Origin of the sequence: Lacrimispora indolis DSM 755, from assembly GCF_000526995.1 — a bacterium.
GTDB lineage: Bacteria > Bacillota > Clostridia > Lachnospirales > Lachnospiraceae > Lacrimispora > Lacrimispora indolis.
Map to the genome: position 1 here is coordinate 2,353,713 of NZ_AZUI01000001.1, position 19,195 is coordinate 2,372,907.

Annotated in this window: 20 protein-coding genes and 1 tRNA gene; 9 read left to right on the top strand and 12 right to left on the bottom strand. The window is 47.5% G+C overall.

Features of this window, described 5'->3' with window-relative positions; genetic code table 11:
- The first annotated feature begins 61 nt into the window (after positions 1–61).
- The 4 genes from K401_RS0111335 to K401_RS0111350 are packed head-to-tail and all read left to right on the top strand — an operon-like array spanning position 62 to position 4,543.
- Positions 62–2,200 (top strand): hydantoinase/oxoprolinase family protein, encoded by a 2,139-nt coding sequence (locus K401_RS0111335; protein WP_024293052.1) that lies wholly within the window; start codon positions 62–64, stop codon positions 2,198–2,200.
- Positions 2,201–2,206: 6 nt separating this feature from the next.
- Entirely contained in the window at positions 2,207–2,983 is a 777-nt protein-coding gene (locus tag K401_RS0111340; RefSeq protein WP_024293053.1) for a hypothetical protein, read from the top strand.
- A 17-nt stretch (positions 2,984–3,000) separates the two neighbouring features.
- Entirely contained in the window at positions 3,001–4,050 is a 1,050-nt protein-coding gene (gene yiaK / locus K401_RS0111345) for a 3-dehydro-L-gulonate 2-dehydrogenase (RefSeq protein ID WP_024293054.1), read from the top strand.
- 40 nt (positions 4,051–4,090) lie between these two features.
- Positions 4,091–4,543 carry a NanQ anomerase/TabA/YiaL family protein gene (locus tag K401_RS0111350; protein WP_024293055.1) on the top strand — a complete coding sequence of 151 codons (453 nt, stop codon included), beginning with the start codon at positions 4,091–4,093 and terminating at the stop codon, positions 4,541–4,543.
- Between the two features lie 47 nt (positions 4,544–4,590).
- Here K401_RS0111350 and K401_RS0111355 read toward each other — a convergent pair whose 3' ends face one another.
- The gene (locus tag K401_RS0111355; protein WP_024293056.1) at positions 4,591–5,238 is read right to left on the bottom strand and encodes a GntR family transcriptional regulator; all 648 of its coding nucleotides are present in this window, start codon (positions 5,236–5,238) and stop codon (positions 4,591–4,593) included.
- Positions 5,239–5,494: 256 nt separating this feature from the next.
- On the opposite strand from K401_RS0111355, the gene K401_RS0111360 reads away from it, so the two are divergent.
- From K401_RS0111360 to K401_RS0111380, 4 genes are all read left to right on the top strand, one after another.
- The gene (locus K401_RS0111360; RefSeq protein WP_024293057.1) at positions 5,495–6,184 is read left to right on the top strand and encodes a cyclase family protein; all 690 of its coding nucleotides are present in this window, start codon (positions 5,495–5,497) and stop codon (positions 6,182–6,184) included.
- A 15-nt stretch (positions 6,185–6,199) separates the two neighbouring features.
- The gene (locus tag K401_RS0111365; protein ID WP_024293058.1) at positions 6,200–7,114 is read left to right on the top strand and encodes a ketopantoate reductase family protein; all 915 of its coding nucleotides are present in this window, start codon (positions 6,200–6,202) and stop codon (positions 7,112–7,114) included.
- A gap of 242 nt (positions 7,115–7,356) precedes the next feature.
- The gene (locus tag K401_RS0111375) at positions 7,357–8,232 is read left to right on the top strand and encodes a dihydrodipicolinate synthase family protein (RefSeq protein WP_024293060.1); all 876 of its coding nucleotides are present in this window, start codon (positions 7,357–7,359) and stop codon (positions 8,230–8,232) included.
- 60 nt (positions 8,233–8,292) lie between these two features.
- Complete coding sequence (locus K401_RS0111380) at positions 8,293–9,315, top strand: zinc-binding alcohol dehydrogenase family protein (protein WP_024293061.1); 1,023 nt, start codon at positions 8,293–8,295, stop codon at positions 9,313–9,315.
- A gap of 34 nt (positions 9,316–9,349) precedes the next feature.
- Here K401_RS0111380 and K401_RS0111385 read toward each other — a convergent pair whose 3' ends face one another.
- The 4 genes from K401_RS0111385 to K401_RS0111400 are packed head-to-tail and all read right to left on the bottom strand — an operon-like array spanning position 9,350 to position 12,298.
- Positions 9,350–10,177 carry a M28 family peptidase gene (locus tag K401_RS0111385; RefSeq protein ID WP_024293062.1) on the bottom strand — a complete coding sequence of 276 codons (828 nt, stop codon included), beginning with the start codon at positions 10,175–10,177 and terminating at the stop codon, positions 9,350–9,352.
- An 11-nt stretch (positions 10,178–10,188) separates the two neighbouring features.
- Positions 10,189–10,704 (bottom strand): NanQ anomerase/TabA/YiaL family protein, encoded by a 516-nt coding sequence (locus K401_RS0111390; protein ID WP_024293063.1) that lies wholly within the window; start codon positions 10,702–10,704, stop codon positions 10,189–10,191.
- 54 nt (positions 10,705–10,758) lie between these two features.
- Positions 10,759–11,544, bottom strand: a complete 786-nt coding sequence (locus K401_RS0111395; protein WP_024293064.1) for an SDR family NAD(P)-dependent oxidoreductase — start codon at positions 11,542–11,544, stop codon at positions 10,759–10,761.
- Positions 11,534–12,298: a GntR family transcriptional regulator gene (locus K401_RS0111400; protein ID WP_024293065.1), complete on the bottom strand. Its 765-nt coding sequence runs from the start codon at positions 12,296–12,298 to the stop codon at positions 11,534–11,536. Before K401_RS0111400 ends, K401_RS0111395 begins: the two co-directional genes overlap by 11 nt.
- Positions 12,299–12,728: 430 nt before the next feature.
- Here K401_RS0111400 and K401_RS0111405 point away from each other — a divergent pair.
- A tRNA-Gly gene (locus tag K401_RS0111405) sits at positions 12,729–12,801 on the top strand.
- Between the two features lie 158 nt (positions 12,802–12,959).
- On the opposite strand, the gene K401_RS0111410 is transcribed toward K401_RS0111405, so the two are convergent.
- The 7 genes from K401_RS0111410 to agaB form a co-directional block, all read right to left on the bottom strand.
- The gene (locus K401_RS0111410) at positions 12,960–14,264 is read right to left on the bottom strand and encodes a LysM peptidoglycan-binding domain-containing protein (RefSeq protein WP_024293066.1); all 1,305 of its coding nucleotides are present in this window, start codon (positions 14,262–14,264) and stop codon (positions 12,960–12,962) included.
- A gap of 326 nt (positions 14,265–14,590) precedes the next feature.
- Positions 14,591–15,247, bottom strand: a complete 657-nt coding sequence (locus K401_RS0111415; protein ID WP_024293067.1) for an HAD family hydrolase — start codon at positions 15,245–15,247, stop codon at positions 14,591–14,593.
- Positions 15,248–15,250: 3 nt separating this feature from the next.
- Positions 15,251–15,724 (bottom strand): PTS sugar transporter subunit IIA, encoded by a 474-nt coding sequence (locus tag K401_RS0111420; protein WP_084492853.1) that lies wholly within the window; start codon positions 15,722–15,724, stop codon positions 15,251–15,253.
- A 31-nt stretch (positions 15,725–15,755) separates the two neighbouring features.
- On the bottom strand, positions 15,756–16,505 hold the full coding sequence (locus K401_RS0111425) for a GntR family transcriptional regulator (protein ID WP_024293069.1): 750 nt from the start codon (positions 16,503–16,505) through the stop codon (positions 15,756–15,758).
- 394 nt (positions 16,506–16,899) lie between these two features.
- Entirely contained in the window at positions 16,900–17,691 is a 792-nt protein-coding gene (locus K401_RS0111435) for a PTS system mannose/fructose/sorbose family transporter subunit IID (protein ID WP_024293070.1), read from the bottom strand.
- Positions 17,678–18,460 carry a PTS sugar transporter subunit IIC gene (locus tag K401_RS0111440; RefSeq protein ID WP_024293071.1) on the bottom strand — a complete coding sequence of 261 codons (783 nt, stop codon included), beginning with the start codon at positions 18,458–18,460 and terminating at the stop codon, positions 17,678–17,680. Before K401_RS0111440 ends, K401_RS0111435 begins: the two co-directional genes overlap by 14 nt.
- 98 nt (positions 18,461–18,558) lie before the next feature.
- Positions 18,559–19,035, bottom strand: a complete 477-nt coding sequence (gene agaB / locus K401_RS0111445; protein ID WP_024293072.1) for a PTS galactosamine transporter subunit IIB — start codon at positions 19,033–19,035, stop codon at positions 18,559–18,561.
- Between the last annotated feature and the right edge of the window lie 160 nt (positions 19,036–19,195).

Genomic DNA, 19,195 nt, shown 5'->3' on the forward strand with positions numbered 1-19,195 from the left:
CCTGCGGGTATACCTTTATGCCAGAATTCATGGCAATAAAATAGGAAAGGAATGGAAAATAATGGCAGAACGAGTACACAGATCGGTTCGTATGGGAATCGACGTAGGCGGTACCTATACCAAATGTGTTGCAATGGATAACGATACCCATGAAATTATCGGAAAAAATGAGGTAAAGACGACACATGACCATAAAGACGGCGTTGCTGCCGGTGTTGTGCAGAGTTTTAGAAACTGCATGAACGAAAGCAATATCTCCCCGGATGATGTGGTTTTCGTGGCTCACTCCACCACCCAGGCTACCAATGCCTTTATTGAGGGTGATGTGGCAAGTGTGGGAGTTGTAGGAGTAGCAGGGGGCGGATTGGAAGGCTTTCTGGCAAAACGCCAGTTGGCTTTAAAGGACATTGTGCTGGATGAAAAAGTTGGCCGTATGATCAAGGTGTATAATACTTTTATTAAGAAGAAAATGCTGACAGAGGAGGTCATCAACAAGAATATCGATGATCTGCTGGCCCAGGGCGCCCAGGTAGCGGTAGCTTCCATGGCGTTTGGCGTAGACAGCATGGGAGAAGAGCAGCTGATCCATGACTGTGCAAAGAGGAAAAATGTGCCGGTAACAATGGCTTCTGATATTACGAAACTTTACGGACTCACCCGCCGGACCCGTACGGCGGCAATCAATGCCTCCATTCTGCCCAAAATGATGATGACTGCAAACGCTACGGAATCTTCCGTAAAATCTGCTGGAATCAACGTGCCCTTAATGATCATGAGAGGCGACGGCGGTGTTATGGAGATCAACGAAATGAGAAAACGTCCGATTCTGACGGCCCTCTCCGGTCCGGCAGCCTCCGTTATGGGCTCTCTCATGTATCTTCGTGCTTCCAATGCCATTTATTTTGAGGTTGGAGGAACCACCACCAACATCGGTGTTATAAAGAACGGCCGTCCCGGCGTGGATTATGCCAGGATCGGAGGCCACGACACCTACATCAACTCCCTGGATGTGCGGATTTTAGGCTGTGCAGGCGGTTCCATGGTCCGTGTCAACGACAAATGTGTGGTAGACGTTGGTCCCCGTTCCGCTCATATCGCGGGCTGTGAATATGCCTGCTTTATGCCGGAAGAAGAGATCGTCGATCCACAGATCGAAATGGTCAGCCCTAAACCGGGAGATCCCGGCGACTATGTGACCCTGCGGTTAAAAAATGGAAAGCGCATTTGCTTTACCAATACGGATGCGGCAAACGTGCTGGGCCTTATTGATGAACAATACTTTGCTCACGGCAATGCCAATTCCGCCAGAAAGGCCATGAAGCCGGTTGCCGATAAGCTTGGCATTACTATAGAAGAGCTGGCTACCCAGATTCTTGACAAGGACTTTGAAAAGATCAATGCCTGTATCAACTCCCTGGCTGAAAAGTACAAGCTGGATCATGACAGCATGAGGCTGGTGGGCTGCGGCGGCGGCGCTGCTTCTCTGGTCCCTTACTGTGCAGGAAAGATGGGATTGCAGTACAGTATACCGGAAAATGCGGAAGTGATCTCCTCCATCGGCGTGGCTCTGTCCATGGTCCGCGACGTGGTAGAGCGCGTGATTCCAAACCCCACCCAGGAAGACATTAAGGAATTGAAAAAGGAGGCAGCGGACCTGGCGGTCAGCTCCGGCGCATCTCCTGACACCGTGGAGATCCACATTGAGATCGACAGTCAGACGGGCAAGGTAACGGCCATAGCCACAGGATCCACAGAGGTGAAGACCACAGACCTTTTAAAGGCCTGCGAGGAGCCGGAGGCCTGCGAGCTTGCATTACAGGATTTCGGTCCAAAGATTTCCAACGTGGTACTGGCAGAGAAGACAGACAAGTTCTTTGTTTATAAAGGAGAAAAAGACAGCAAAACACCGCTGCGGATCGTAGACAGCAAGGGGTTCATTAAAGTACAGTGTTCAGACGGCGTTGTGGAGAAATGCAAGGTAAAGGATTACGAAGCAGTCGTAGAAAAGCTTTGGAAGGAAAACGCCGTATTTAAGACGGATACGGTACTGCGTCCTGACTTCTTCGTATGTTTCGGACCAAGGGTATGCGACTACAGTGCGGTGGACTTAGAACAGATTCTGCTTCTTATGAATCTGGATCTGGGAGACCGGGAACCAGAGGAGGAGGTCCTTATCATAGCTTCCGTCCAGGAGATCTAAACAAACATGAAAAAGGAAGAGTTTCAGAATGCCCTAAAGCCCATTACAGACGGACTTTTTGGAAAACAGAGGACAGGCGGGTATGAACGCCCCCACTTTGATGTGCGTCCGATTGAGTACATGGTAAAGGACTTGGCAGAAATCGAACCAGTGGAATGGTTTTCCTATGCCTTTTCCAGAGAGCCTTTAAACGGCAAATTCAACCAGGAACAGCGAAGGGAATGGATGGAGAAATGCCTGGCCTGCGGAAGAGAATATGCGGAGAAAATCTGCAGGAAATACCATACCAGGGATCCTGAGAAAATGGCGGAAGCCATGGGCATGGATATTTCCTATCCGGAATTCCCGGAAAAAACCGACCGGGTGCTTTTTGCAGAATACCGGGTGCCCAATAAAATCTGCATCTATATGGACGCGGTGAAGAAAGCGGAGAAGCTCATTGAAAGACCGGAAATTCAGGAACTGCTGGCAGGAGGGCTGGACATCAGCCGGCTTCTGCTGTCTCATGAGCTTTTTCATTGTGTGGAAGAACAGTACAAGAATGAAATTTTCACGAAAACCGAAAAGGTCAGGCTGTGGTCCCTTGGGTTCCTTCATAACGATTCCAATGTGATCGCCTTCAGTGAGATCGCGGCAATGGGGTTTGCCCAGGAGATCATGGGAATCACCTATTCCCCCTATGTAATGGATGTATTTTTAGTCTATGGCTATTCACCGGAAGAAGCCAGCGGACTTTATGAAGAGATGATGGTTTGCGCGGGAAGAACGCCGCGGACCGCTTAAAAGAAAGAGGAGAAGATATGAGTTTAAGAATTCCTTATGAAACCGTAAAAGAAACTGTAAAAAAGGCTATGTTAAATGCCGGGCTTACGGAGGAAAAGGCTGAGGTCTGTGCCACCATCCATGCCCAGTCCAGTGCTGACGGAGTGGAGAGCCACGGACTGAACCGTGTCCCCCGTTTTGTGGAATATGTGCAGAAAGGCTGGGTGGACCCCAAGGGAGAGCCGGAGCTTATTGGCGCCAGGGGAGCCGTTGAAAATTATGACGGACACTTAGGGATCGGCATTACCAATGCCCTGTTTTGTGCTGACCGGGCCATGGAGCTTGCCAAGGAACATGGGATCGGCTGCGTTGCCTTACGGAATACCACCCACTGGATGCGGGGCGGCACCTATGCATGGAAAATGGCGGAAGCCGGTTTCATGGGCATGAGCTGGATCAATACGGAAAGCTGTATGCCTTTATGGGGCAGCGACAAGCCGGGAGTGGGAAATAATCCGTTCTGCATCGCCATTCCAAGAGAAGACGGCCCCATTGTCCTGGATATGGCCATGAGCCAGTATGCTTACGGAAAACTGGGGGTTTACCGTCTGGCAGGCAAAAAACTTCCATTCCCCGGGGGCTTTGACAAGGAAGGAAATTTAACGGATGATCCTGGAGCCATTGAAGAGAGCATGAGAATTCTTCCCACCGGCTACTGGAAGGGAAGCGGCATGGCCATTGCTCTGGATCTGGCGGCTGCCCTTATGGCAAACGGAAACAGCGGTTCTGATTTAGATGAGGAAGGAAGAGGAAGCTGCACTGGCTGCTGCCAGATTTTCATTGCCTATGATCCATATCTTTTCGGCACAAAAGAGGAGATCCAGGAAATGCTTAACCGCAGGGTTGCGGCAGCAGATGCCAGCCATCCTGAGAGGGAAGGCGGCCAGGTCACCTGTCCGGGAGAACGGACCATTGCATCCAGGGAACAAAGCATGAAGGAAGGCGTATCCGTGGATGAGACTGTCTGGGCCCAGGTCGTTGCCATTTCAGAAGGCCGGCTGGATACAAAGGATGTTGCAAGCAAATAAAAGGAACTGCTCTTCGTGGGGAGCAGAAGGGAGAAAACTTATGCTTTTTTCTAATATTTCAGTTGCAGAAAAATACGATTATCTGGAAGATAAATTCCGGGCAGCCTATGAGTGGCTGAAAGAGACGGATATCCGTTCTTTACCGGCAGGAAGCTATCCGGTCAAAGAAAATATTGTGGTGGCAAATGTACAGGAGTACACCACATTTCCGGCAGACCAGGGTTCTTTTGAGACCCATGAGAAATATTTTGATATTCAGTACATGGTTTCCGGCAGGGAACAGTTCGGCGTTTGTAAAAGGGACGGCTTAAAGGTGAAGGAGAGAATAGAGGAAAACGATGTGATCTTTTATGAAGAACCGGAGCTTAGCGGCAGCATTCTGCTGGAAGAGGGAGATTTGATCGTAGTGGCTCCGGAAGATGCCCACAAGCCTCGCTGTGCAGCAGGAGAACCCTGCCAGGTAAAAAAGGTCGTAGTCAAGATCGCTCTTTAAATAAAAATCTGTCCGGCACAGGGAAAACCCGGGCCGGACAGAGAAAATCAAATGAGATTCATGTTCAAAGGCATCATGAGGTGGTCGATGAGGACCTGATAGGCCTGGCTGCCTTCTCTCTTTTTCAAATGCTGATAAAAGGCGGAATGTTCGTCATAGGTCGACTGGGCACGGCCGGCGATGGACAGAGCATTGGCAGTGGTCAGATGTATGGTATAGAGAAGACGCTGGAACAGATGGTCAAATTCGCTGTTCTCAGCGAAATGGACCAAAAGCATGTGGAACTGATGGTCCTCTTCTGTAAAGGAATCCGGAAAATTCCTGGCGGAAAGGGCAGCTTTCTGCCTTGTAAGGGATTCTTCCATATCCTTTAAAAGCTTTTGAAGCCGTTTTCCATCTTCACAGGCAACGGCCAGATGGACACAAAAACCTTCAATGGCACAGCGGACTTCAATGGACTCCTTCATGGTCTCCTTGTCCAGACGCCTGATCTTAAATCCCCGGCTGGGAATGATGGTGATATAGCCTTCCTGGGAGAGATATTGAAGGGCCTCCCGCAGTGGTGTCCTGGAAATGCCCAATTCCTTTGCCAGCCTGGTTTCTGAATATAAAACCTCTGAGTCAAGGGATTTGGATAGGATCTGTTCTTTGATTGTATGATAAGCCTGAAATTGGAGGGAACCGGTATCGTTCATGGAAAACTCCTGTCGTTTTGAAGTACCAGACTTCCTTGTCTGGATGTGCGTGTTATGGAACATATCATACCCGAAAAGAACCGTGAAGTCAATAAAAAAAGATTGACCGGTATACCGGTATACTGGTATAATAAAAAGAAAGAGTGAAAGAAAACTCTGTCACTCTTGAGTTTGTGAATCAAGCGGATATGCTTGCACATCCAGTGGATTCATTCGTTCACAAAATAAATTATATTATAAAGCAGGAGGTATAAAAATGAGCGCATACGAACTGGGAAATGGGTTAAGAGTCATTGATTTAACAAAGCAGCTGGATCCGGAGACTGAGACAAGACGTTGTCATTTATTCCGCTTTAACACAGGTGGTCCGATCCCGGATTTCCACACCATCATGGACTTGACCAGCCATTTGGGAACCCATGTGGAGTGTCCATATCACCACAATGACAATTGGACTGATGTACAGGGGCTTCCCATCAGCACCTTCATGGGACGTGCCATTTATGTGAACATCACCCATATGGAGCCCAATGGCAAAATCAAAGGAGAAGATTTAGAAAAGGCCTGCGGCGGCCGCATCAAAGAGGGGGATATTGTGATCCTGGATTCTCCCCGGAAGATTCCGCCGTTCACCCCTGCTTCCAACACTCCTGAGGATGAGCGTCTTTTCATCTGCCGGGAGACAGCAGAGTGGTTAAAGGAGAAGAAGGTAAAATGCGTTGGCTTTGGCGACGGCGTTTCCATTGAGAGCAACAACGAGGATGTATGCGCATTCCATGATGTTCTCATGGAGGTTGATGTGGTATTCTTAGAGGTATTAAAGAACTTAGAAGAACTGACCACTGACACATTCTTCATGTCTTATGCTCCGATTCCGATCAAAGGACTGGATTCCTGCCCCATCCGCGCTTATGCCATTGAGGGACTTGGGGAATTTTCAAAATAACAGAGGGTGAAATCTATGAAAATTGCAGTCATAGGGGCGGGGGCCATGGGTTCCATCTATGGTGCCCATTTGTCCTTAAATAATGAAGTATATATGGTGGATACGGCGCCTGCTGTTGTGGAACACATCGAAAAGGAAGGGATTAAGCTTCTGGAAAATAATGAGGAGCACGTTTACCGTCCCAATGCCGTTACCTCTACAGCCGGCATGAAACCGGTGGATCTTGTACTTCTGTTCGTGAAATCCCTGTATTCCAAAGGGGCATTAGAGGCAAACAGGAGCCTGATCGGTCCTGAAACCTATGTGATGACCTTACAGAACGGTTCCGGCCATGAGGACATCCTGGAGGAGTTTGTTTCCAGGGATCATATGGTCATCGGCACCACGGAAGACAATGGCGCAGTTTTAGGCCTTGGCTATGTAAAAAGAGGCGGCGCTGGAAACACCAACGTAGGTATGCTGGCGGAGGATCAGGAGCTGTTTCTTCCAAAGCTGAAACAAGCCTTTGAATGCTGCGGTTTTACAGTGAATGTCCATTCCAACATTCAGCAGCTTATCTGGAACAAGCTATTTACCAACGTATCCTTAAGCGCAGTCACAGGCATTCTTCAGGTGGATATGGGATATATTGCGTCCAATGAACATGCATGGAACATGACGGCCCGTCTGATCAAGGAGGCGGCTGCCGTGGCCCGTGGCCTGGGCCTTCATGCAGATGATGAGGAGATCATGGAAAAGGTGAGAAAGACCTCGGAAATGTCTCCTAAGGGCTGCACTTCCATCCGGGCGGATTTACAAAACGGACGGAAAACAGAGGTTGATACCATAAGCGGCTCCGTAGTTCGGGCTGCAAGGAAATGCGGCATTCCGGTACCGACCCACGAATTTGTGGTGGAAACGATACACGCTATGGAAGACAAGAGCCGGTAACAGGATATAGAAAGAGGCTGGTTTCCTGCCGCAGGGTGTATGCGCTGCCGGATACCGGCCTCTTTGCTTTTTATTTTCGAAAAGGAAGCAGGACAAGGTCAAGCTTACTGATTTTGCTGATCGTCCGCGAAGTTAAATATTTCCCGTCTTGCTGTGAGGTATGCAACTGGAACAGCCTGATCAGGAGAAGTGATTTGGTATTTGAACAGGGGAACGATTAATCATAAGGGGGATTACAAACCATGAAAAAAATATATGTTGCTTCTATTACACCTTTCCAAGAGGAGGGCAGAATCAATGAATCAGCTGCAAAGCAGCTGTGGGAAAGAAACCTTTCAGAAGGGGCGGACGGATTCTTCATCGGGGGAAGCTCCGGGGAATGCTTTTTGCTGAACAGGGAGGAAAGGGTCCGTTCCTTTGAGCTGGCTTCAGAATATGTGGAACGTGCAGACATATTCGCCCATGTGGGGGCCATCAGCACGGAGGAGGCCGTGTTTTATGCAAAGCAGGCTAAGGATATGGGCATCCGGAATATTGCAGCAACTCCGCCTCTTTACTTTGGATTTTCCCAAAAGGAGATCGCAGGGTATTATTACGATATTGCAGAGGCAGTGGGACAGCCGGTTCTTTATTATAACATCCCATCCAGCACCCATAAGGAGCTTCAGCTTTCCAACCCGGATATTCAGGCACTTTTAAAATCCGGTGTCATCGGCTCCGTAAAGCACACCAACTTAAATCTCCTTGAAATGGAGCGGTTGAGGAATATAAATCCGGATATTAAGTGCTTCGGCGGTTTTGAAAGCTGCATGGTGGCCTTTCTTGCATTTGGCTGCGAAGGCTTTATCGGAAGCAGCTTCAATTTTATGCTGCCTCAGTTTAAGCGTATTATGGAGCTGTATCTGGACGGAAAGGAAGAAGAGGCCAGAATTCTTCAGTCTAAATCCAATAACATCCTGGATGTGCTTTTAAAGAACGGACTGTGCGCAAACTTAAAGTACATTGTTTCCAGCCAGGGCATCCCGGCGGGAGAGGTGAGAAGGCCCATGCTGCCCCTGACGGAAGAGAAAAAGGCCGAGATGGAGCAGGTCCTTAAACAGTACTTGGAGGTCCGCTAGTGTTTTAGTATACAAGTCACCGGAATCGGGTTTAAGAACAGTAAAGGAGATTTAAGATTTATGAAAGCGGTACAAATTGTAAAACCTTATGAGTTAAAGGTCATTGATGTAGACATGCCGGTCATTGACGAAAAAAATAATGTGCTGGTCAAAATGACTGCTGCGGGAATCTGCGGCTCTGATGTCGGCATTTATCATGGAACCAATGCTGCGGCTACCTATCCCAGGATCATCGGCCATGAAATGGTGGGAAGAGTGGCGGAAACCGGCCCTTCTGTCACGAATTTAAAAGTCGGTGACCGGGTGATCATCAACCAGGTAACAAGCTGCGGCCATTGCTATCCCTGCAGCATCGGACGGGGCAATGTCTGTGATCACCTGGCAGTGCGGGGCGTTCACATTGACGGCGGCTACCGTGAATACATGGCTGTACCTGAGTCTGACTGTTACATCCTGCCGGATTCCCTTTCCGATGAAGATGCCGTTATGATCGAGCCCGCCACCATTGGCATCCAGTCCTGCACCCGTGCGGAGCTGAATAAGGATGACATGCTTTTGATCTATGGTTCCGGGGCTCTTGGAAGCTCTATTTTAAAGACAGCCCGTTTGATCTGTGACCACATCATTGTTGCGGACATCCAGGATGATAAGCTGGAAACAGCCAAAGAGAACGGGGCTGCTTATACGATCAACACCTTAAAGGAAGACTTGCAGGAAAAGGTGAAGGAGTATACACACATGAGAGGAGCCACGGTTTCCATTGATGCCGTATGCAACAAGGATTCCCTGATCCAGCTTCTTCAGGCCACCGGAAATGCAGGGCGGGTCATGACCATGGGCTTTTCCACCTCTCCTACGGAGATCACCCAGTTTGCCGTCACCTCCAAGGAACTGGATGTAAGAGGTTCCCGTTTGCAGAATAAAATGTTTGGAAAAGCCATTGAGCTGATCCATGAAGGAAAACTGGATTTAAGCGGTTCCGTTTCCCATACCTTCCCGCTGATCCAGGCTCAGGAGGCATTTAACTTTGTGGACAGCCATGATCCGTCTATCCGCAAAATCGTCCTTACCTTTGATTTTTAGGCATCATTACTTAAAAAAGCAGTTCCTTCTGCATTTAAAACAGAAGGAACCGCTTTTTTTTATTTTCCGGCGCGTGCAGCGCATCCATAAGATAATCATAAATGCGGATCATGGCTTCCGGCTCCACCCATTCTGGGGAATCCCGGTAGCCCCCATGCATGGTAGTAGACACATCCATCTGACTGAGTATCATATCAAACTCCGGGGGATGGCCTAAAAATCCGCTGCCTAAGCTGGAAAGAGCCTTCAGGTACTGAATATCCCACCTGGGGATAGAAGCGATGCTGATCGCGGGAATACGAAGCCCGGAAAAAGAGGCTTCATCACTTTTGGGTAAATATTTTACCAGAAGGCCGTTGTGGGCTGCCAGAATTTCCTGATCACAGAACGAGCGTACAGAAGCCTTCTTTGCATTTCCCCGGTCGTAGACTGCAATGGTGTCACCGTAACCGCATACATCCAGATTGATCACGCCGGTGATGGCCTGGCGGTCCATCTGGCTGACGTAAAAGCGGCTTCCTGTATTGCCTGACTCCTCTCCGTCAAAAAAAACAAAACGGGCGGGGAAGCCTTCGGTGCGGAGGGCTTTGGCAAGGGCAATCAGGATGCAAAGGGCCGCTGCGTTGTCATTTGCCCCATAGCTTCCGGATACTGCATCATAATGGGCGCAGAACAAAAGGCTGGGCCCGCTTATTTCCGGGGAGATCAGATAATTGACGGCTCCTCTGGGAGTTTTGGCAGACGGCTCTTCTTCCTGGCGGTCAAAGGGCAGGTTTTCCTGCCTTAAGACTCTTTCCAGGGCCATACGGCGCAGGTCGGGATCCTTCAAGGAAAGTTCAATCAGATATTGGTTCAGGCTCATGATCCTTCCCCCTAACGGGCGCTGCCGGGCAGGCAGCTTTCCAGAGGCACCTTGATGACGATCTTGCGGATAGGTGCCGGGTTTTCTCCGGCCTTGATGGCGGGGATATGGACATCCCATGGAAAATAGATGGCATAAGTACCTGGAGTCAGGCGGATCCGCCCTTCCGGGGCCTCAGAGTCATTACGGAAGAAAAGGATGTCCCTGGGAGTGTCAAGAAGGTCTTCGTCCACCTGCCCGGTTTCGTCTTTGCTGTAAAAGCCGGCCTCTTCGGGACCGCCTGCGGCAAGAAACTGCACGTCAATGGTCTTTCTGTGTATTTCCGGACGCAGGCTTTCCCTGTCCTTCGTTTCCAAATCAAGGACCTGCAGGATGACAGGCAGGCCGTCCAGTTCTATGTTGAATACTCCCGGCTCATGAGCAGCCATGTCATTGTCTTTTAAATAACTGATGGCATTGCGCAGAGGACCAGGCAGCACGGCAAGCTGTTCTTCCAGCATGGTTTTATAGATATTTCCAAAAATCATGGGTAACTCCTCCTGTTTGATGGATTGTCAGTATGTTCCCTCTGCAGCTTTCTGCTACTGCATGGCGGTCAAGCCGCCGTCCACCCCAAGGATCTGGCCGGTGACAAAGGAAGCGGCATCGCTGCATAAATACAGTGCAGCGGCAGAAATATCTTCTTCCCGGCCGATGCGCCCAAGAGGAATCCGGTCCGTCAGCTTTTCTAAAAAAGCAGGATCATCTAACTGAAATGAGTTAATCGGCGTCCTAACAAAGGTTGGGGCGATGGCGTTACAGGTAATGCCGTATTTTCCCCATTCACAGGCCAGCTGCTTTGTGTACATGTTGACAGCGCCCTTGCTGGTGCAATAGGCGATATAATCCTGTTTTGTGCCTATAAGGCTCTTTACGGAAGAGAGGTTGACGATGCGTCCGTACCGGTTGGGGATCATGAAGCCCTTTCCCACAGCCCGTGTTACCGTGTGGATGCCTTTTACATTTAAGTCCATGACCTGGTCAAAGGTATCTTCATCGTAATCCTCCGCAGGCAGCAGGCGGTTCATTCCGGCGCTGTTTACCAGAATATCGATGCGGCCAAATGACTTGCCCACTTGATTCAGCATTTCCGCCACGTCCTCCCGGTCACGGATATCACAGCGCAGGGAAAGAAAACTGCGGCCTGACTGTTCTGCCTCTTTTTCAAGGTGTGCAGCCTTTTCCGGATGTCCGCCGCACACGGCCACATCAGCTCCGCTTTGGAGAAAAGCTTTGGCAATGGCGCTTCCCAGACCTCCGGTCCCTCCCGGGATCAGGGCCTTTTTTCCAGCCAGATTAAACAAGTTCTGATAGAAGTCATTTTTCATAAAGAAGCCCTTTCTGTTCCTGAAGTTTGGAATCTGCATGCCCCTTACTGCCTTCAATAAAATAGTCCGGGTAGCGTTCCTTTAAAGGTGATATGGCTAAAAGGATCCGGGCCAGATGATGCTGGTAAATGGTGCATGCCCGGTCTGTGTCCCGTGCTGCAAGCGCATCGGTAAGGGCGGTAAGATCCCTTAGGAAATCTTCTGTTACGGAAGCATCTGAGACAGATAGGTAGAGAAGCCTTTGTAAGTCCATGCCGGCCTTTTGTACAGGCTCCCAGACGTAATCCATCTTGCCGGCCAGATCATAAAGGAGCCGGTAGTAATCAGTGATCAGACGGACGGACTGGGATAGATCTCCTTGAGCGAGATAGTCCTCCTGCTGCATCAGGTTATGATAAAGAATATCAAATTGGGGCCGTTTCACGTTCCGGATGAAGATGTTCTGAAGCATCGCTGTTCCAAGCTGCTTGTGGATCCACAGGGTCTGCTCGATCCGGCTGATGTCGATCCTGGATACAAAGGCTCCCTTCTGTGGGATGATATCCACCAGATTTTTACGGGAAAGCTTATAGAGCGTATCGTGGACCGGTGTCCGGCTTATGCTCAGAGCATCGGCAAGTTCTACCTCGTTCATCTTACGGCCCGGGGGCAGATGAAGATTTAAAATGAAATGCCGGATAATCCGGTATGCATATTGGCGTGCATCTTCCGTGTGTCTCCGGGGAGGTAATTTTTGAAACGGTATGAGTGACATGTAAAACTCCGTTCTGCCGCCTATACCGGCGGCACAGGTCAAGTAATAACGCCGCTGGCGTTGGAATGCTGTCCTGTATTTGTCTTATTTCCAGTTGTTTTATTAAGCTTGTCCGGTACATGGCTGATTTATGAGTGCCAGGAGCGGACAAGACAGGAATGTATAGAAACTTGTATGCAATATATAGTGTTATTTTATCATTATTTGCTAAAAAAAGCTACTGAATTTGATGACGATAATGGTGGTTGAACTGCAAATGATGGTGGGATTCCGATTGCGAATTGGTACAACCGAAGGGAATTGAATCAGTAAACAGATTTAAAAATGAATTGCACAAAAAAATCAAAAAATTTATTGCAGCCTCTTGCATTTATTAAAGACATATGGTATAATTCCAGTGTTGTAATAAATGAATAAAAAAGTTGTTTATGCGCGAGTGGCTCAGTTGGTGGAGTACGACCTTGCCAAGGTCGGGGTCGCGGGTTCGAGTCCCGTCTCGCGCTTTTTTATTGGTAGCGGAAACCTAGGTTTTATCAGGGTTTCCGCTATATTTGCGCCTTTGTTAGCTGATAGACTGTTATAGACAGTTTATTAGGCCTTTGCTATGAAGTTTTAAGTTTCTTTTTCTGTCAGTGGATTTCAGCGATTTTCTGTGGAACTATTATGTCTCAATGTTTATCACTGAGACTTTCTCTATGTAATATTTATTATTAATAATAAACCACATTTGGGTATCAAATCTCATAATTGTCCAGAGAGACAGACCCTGAAGGTTATATTCTGCTACCAGTTCAGCTCGTGCGTCAATACTTCTTGCATCATTAAACCATACTAAGTGAAGAATCCCACCAATATCCATATAATAGAAATAAGGTGACTGTGCTGCTTCATTAAATTGGATTGGTATATTGTTTTCTGCTGCAATTAGTATCGCATTATCATTTGCTATAGCAGTAGCCCCTGTAGCGCCTGGAACATAAGGAAGTGTCCAATCATAACCGAGTGTGGTGATTCCCAGGAAAAAGACTTCAGATGGAATAATACTAACGACGTAGTCCAATAATTCTCTTAAAACATTAACCGGAAAAATTGAGCTTGGGTAGCTATAAGATCTGGCCCAATCATAGGAAGCAAACACAATTCCATTTACATATTCAGAAAATTGTGAATAGTCCAGCTTTTCAAAACTGACTCTAGGTCCATCAATATTCATAACTGGTGTTGTGGTTACTAATACTCTGTAACCTTCTGAATGAAATATCGCAGAAGCTTTTTTTATGTATTCTACAATTTTATTTAGGTTTTCCGATGTAATATCTTCGATATACATATTTATTCCATAATAACCCTTTGTTTTCAGCATCTGAAGAATATTATCAATGAGGCGATCCTGCACAATAGGGTCATTTAAAATATTGTAGGTTATTTCACGAATAATTGTTCCTTCTTCCGTAATCGTAGAAACAAACATCATAGGTGCAACGCCATAAGCTTTAGCCAGCTGAACCAGTTCGGCGTCGTTATCAATGGAGATAATTTCTCCCTCACTTGTGGCTCTGTAATTGAATATGGTCAGATATGATAAAAAAGGAAGCGTTTTTATTAAAACGGATTTATCTATATAAGAAAAGGTATAACCACTAGTGGCAATCGTTCTTGACTTGTTTGTCTGGTATTTTATCACAATGGTTTCACCGGAGTATAAAAAATCTCTATCAGAAAGATAGGGATTATTCCTTAATAATTCCATGGGTGAAACACCGTACTTCTCTGCTATACTTTCCAAAGTATCGCCGATTTGGACGGTGTATAGTATTTCTGGTTGAACAATCACAATGGTTTGGCCAATTGCTAAATTGTCAGAGTTTGTTATTCCGTTTTCCAATATTAATCTGTAAACGGGGATATTATAATACTCTGATATTGAATTGATGGTTTCACCGGGTTGTACAACATGTATGACCATGATCCCTCCGAATGATCTTATTAATCCTAAAATGTATATGCTGTGGCCTGTAATATCATACCAAGTGGAGATTTATTAATTTAGATGGTTAATTTTCAGTGATAGCAGCAGGCCACCTCGCAGAATGATCATTTTAAATGAAAATCATAAATAATAAAGTGACATAAAATTAAGGACCTGTTGAAGGCATTATTTTTCAACAGGTCCTATGCTTAGCACAATCTAATGGTGGATATTATAAAAAATGTTTGATTCAGATCAATCTATAAGCAAACATGCCGGGTACTTTTCCACATGAATCCCTTCCGCCCGGAATCCAATCCACATCATCCCTTCTTTTCCAACCCTTCCAGAACCTCCAACACCTCCCCAAGGCTATGAATGGAATAATCCGCAAGGCTCCGGTCAAAACGGAACCGTTCATCAACAAGAGAAGCCACAGTCATTCCCGCCCCATGTCCAGCCATGATTCCATAGGTGGAATCCTCTACCACCAGGCATTCCTCCGGCGCACAATGGAGGGCTTCAGCCGTGTGGAGATAAATTTCCGGATTAGGTTTGCTTTCCTTAAATTCCTCGCCGCTTATAATATAATCAAAGTCACCCTTCAGCCCGCAGGTCGTTAGAACCTCTTCAATCCCTGCCCTGCTGGTAGAAGATGCGAGAGCCACCAGATAACCTCTGCGGTGAATCTCTTTTAAAAGCTCCGGTACTTCCTTACGCAGGATAGCAAAATAATCCGGGCGGCAATCGGCCCAGATTCCGGCATACATTTCCTGAAATTCCAGGGAATCCGTATCCTTTCCGATCACCTCGCCTAAAATCTCCATGGTCCTTTTCGTAGTGGCTCCCACAACGGTAAACAGTGCATCCCTGCTGATATCAGGGTACTTCAGCTTCAGCTTCTCATGCATGTGGTCTAAGTACACGATTTCACTGTCAATCAAAACTCCATCCATATCAAATATCACTGCTTTTATCATTGGTCAAATTCCTTCCTCATATTCTTCCTCAGACGTTTCTACCGGTTCATACCGGTATTTTCCGATCTGCGTTTTTCCGACTTCAATGAGTTCATCGGCCAGGGTGTCTCCTTCCGGTATCTGCCCCGTCATACAGCGCATGGCCAGTTCCACTGCCATACCCAGGTTTATTCCGTAAAGAACCTTGATCCGTTCATCTCCAAAGCTTAAAAGCACTGCATTTTTAAATGGGGAGCCGCCAAGGATATCGCATAGCACAAGGATTTGTTCACAGTCCCTGAAACGTTCAAAGGCTGCCTTTAAATTTTCCTTCAGCTGTTCCTCACTGTGCTCTCCCTTAAAATCTATTGGAATTAAAAAATCCTGATGACCTGTGAGAAGTTCCAGTGCGCTTGAAATGCCGTATGCAAATGATCCATGGCCTGTAATAATGATTCCAGTCATAATCTCCTCTTTCCCACCCGCGCTTTTGGGCATATGAGTATGCCTCCGGGGCGTTCATTCATTTTTATTCTCTGTAAACCACAAAGTCAAATCGGTGTGTGTTGCCGGGATAAGTTTCTATGCTGTAGTCAATGGGACGGTCATACTGGTCGTAAGCGGTGCTTTCCAGCATGTGCACCGGGGAGCCTTTTTCAATGTGAAATAAGCGTGCCTGTGCGGGATCGATGATTTCCGCCCGGATGGACCGCACCGCCCTGGCCGGATAGATACCGTATACATCCTTCATAATATGATACAGGGATTCTGTCCCATAATCATGATTTTCAATTCCCGGAAACAGATCCAAGGGAACGAAATTTTCAATATAGGTAAAAGGGCGTTTGTCCGCATAGCGCATCCGTTCCAGATGAAGACAGTGCTGCTGGGGTTCCAAACGGAGTTTTTCGTAAATCTGAGCATGATAAGGGGCGACTTCCTTCTTTTTTAAATCGGTTCCGGCTTTCATGCCGATCATGGCCAGCTCCTCATTGTAGCTGACAAGCTGCATCAAAAATACTCCCCGGTCCGTATTGGACTTCACAAAGCTTCCGGAGCCCCGCTTCCTCTCCAGCAGTCCAAGCTTGTCCAGCTCTCCGTAAGCCTGCCGGACCACAGGCCGGGAAATGGCGAATTTGAGGCATATTTCCTCTTCTGTGGGCAGTTTTTGCCCCGGAGTCAGAGTTCCGTTCCGGATAGCCTTGATCAGACAGGCCTTTAGCTGTTCGTACAATGGAACCGGACTATATTTATCAATTTGTATAAATTCAAACTTCATGTATACACCTCCATAACAGGGAGATCCCGTCTGTACAGTATACCATTGGGGAATTTTCCCTGCAACGTTATTTTGACGGATATCGCGATTGATGTCCGCGGTGCTTAAAACGGCGTCAGAGGCCGCCTTTTAACATGCAGTTTTCTGCCACGTAGCGGGCGCCGTTTTCCAGGGCCTTTTTTAAGGACTGTTCCGTCATCTGGCAGCCCTTTTTCCAGCCCTGGCCTGCGAGGCTTAAGAGAAAGGCGGTCAGGAAGGCATCCCCGGCTCCTATCCAGATGTGATAAGGCTCCCTGCAATTTCACACGCACAAGGGCCATACAGGAGATAGGTAAATTCTTCCAGATCTTCCTGTACGGCCCCCGGCAGAATTCGATAGGATTCCTTCCGTGAGTTACATGATTTTAAAGAAAGACAATACGACTGATACAAGGATAATGAAAATAATCAGCATCAGCGTATTAACATGTTTTTTCTTAAACAGCCAGTAAAGAGCGAATACAAACCCAAGTGGCAGTATGTTCGGCATGATGGAATCAAATATCGCCTGTATGGAAACACCGCCGGGAGCTACCAGCGTTTCTGCAAAATGCAGGGATACGTAACTTGGGATCAGACCGCCTACCACCATCATGCCCAGGATGCCCGCTGCCTTTGTGATGGCGCTGGCATTGGAGCTGATTAAGTCAACGGCTCCCACACCCATGTTATATCCCATGCGGCCGAACCACAGTCTTGATATGGCTCCTATAAACCAGATGGCAATATAAAGGATGGGACCAAGTACCGAACCGCCGCTGGCAAGGGAACAGCAGATCGCCGCTGATATGGGGAGCAGGGTAAACCAGAAGATCGCGTCTCCCAATCCTGCCAGAGGACCGAACAAGCCGGTTTTAATATTCTTGATCAGTGCTCTGTCCTGTCCGTTCTCTTCCAGGGAAAGGACAAGTCCCTGAAGGAAGGTGGCCATATGTGGCTCAGTGTTAATAAAGTCCATGTTGTTTTTCATGGCATCCGCGATTTCTTCCTTCTGGCTGCCGTAAATCTTCTTTAATCCGGGAAGCAAACCAAGGCAGAAGCCTGGGGCCTGCATGCGCTCAAAGCTGAAGCAGGACTGTTCCAATATGGAAAGCAGGCTCATCCGGTTGATATCTTTTTTTGTCAATTTATCTCTAGATACCGTCATCGTCAGCACCTCCTACAGTTACGGCGTTCTTTTTGATGTTTTCATCATTGAGATAGCCAATGAATGCTACGGCGATTCCTGCGATAGCTACCGGAAGGATATTGCCAAGCTGTAAGAATGTCATCATTAAAAAGCCAATAAAAAGATAAGCCACGTTCTGCTTTTTAAGCATGACAACAAGCAACAGGGTAAGACCGACTGCAGGGAGCAGGCCGCCGGATATTTCAAAGCCGTGGATCAGCCATTCCGGGAACATGTTTACAAATCCTGAGATCTGGTTCTGCAATGCAAAAGCGGAAAGGAATGTGATCAGGGCATAGATGCCTGCCTTAATTACAATTCCAAGAATAACGATCTGTGTAAATTTCTTTGTGTCTGCGTTCTCACATGCACGGTCAAGGGGACGTAAAAAGCCTGCGAAAGTGGTATTGCAGACAATTCCGACCCATTGTGCCAGCAATGCAAAGGGCAGCGAGAGTCCCAGAGCTGTTTCCGCGCTCTGGCCGGTAGTGAATGCGATGACCGTTGTCATCATGCCTGCCATAAGCGGATCAGGGGGGACCGTGCCGCCTACGGTAAGCAGACCAAGATAAGAAAGCTCTGCAACGGCACCGGCGGCTAAGCCGACCTGCACATCGCCCAGGATGATTCCGGCGAAGAAGGCGACAACAATGGGACGGAACCAGAAAAAGGCTTCCCAGCAGGCATCACAGGCACAGATAAAAGCCAGTAAAGCCAGCAAAATCCCCTGGATTAAAGTGATTTGCATATTAAACCCTCCTTTTATTATTGAACCGCAGGTGGTTCCTGCGGTTTTCATCATGATTGCCCATATTTTTCCTTCTCAATTTCCATGAACAAATGTGTTTACTTTACCTCAAAATCATGCTTTTTATCCCCGGGAGCGATCTGGATATACACATCAATCCCCTTTCCACGAATCATCCTCAAGTCCTCTAAGTCCTGTTCTCCCAGATACACATGAGGTTCATTTGACACCTTTTTTCCGGGAGCCACATGCATGTTGCCGATGCAGAGCTTATCAATGGGAACCCCGCCCTCGATTAAGACTCTGGCAGCCTGGGGATTTCGCACCACAATAAATATTTTCTGGCTTGGTGCTGCTTTATGAATGACTTCAATGGTTTTTTGAAGGGTGAAGAACCGGATCCCTACTCCGGTAGAATCCGCGGTCATTTTCATCAGAGATTGCTGGACCGGGTCACCTGCAGCTTCGTCGTCCGCCACAACGATCAGGTTACAGCCGATGGCTCCCACCCAGGAGCATCCCACCTGACCATGTACCAGCCTGTTGTCGATTCTTGTTAATAGAATGTTGGGCATATGTTTGTCACTCCTTTTTAAATTTTGTATCCCCTCTGGTATTTTGTGCTCTTTTTTATTTTTCCACTCCTTTTTATAAAAAAAGTATAAACAATGTATAAACAAATCATAGTCTCATGGGTAAAGTTTGTCAATATGTAATTACAAATATTTGTATGTT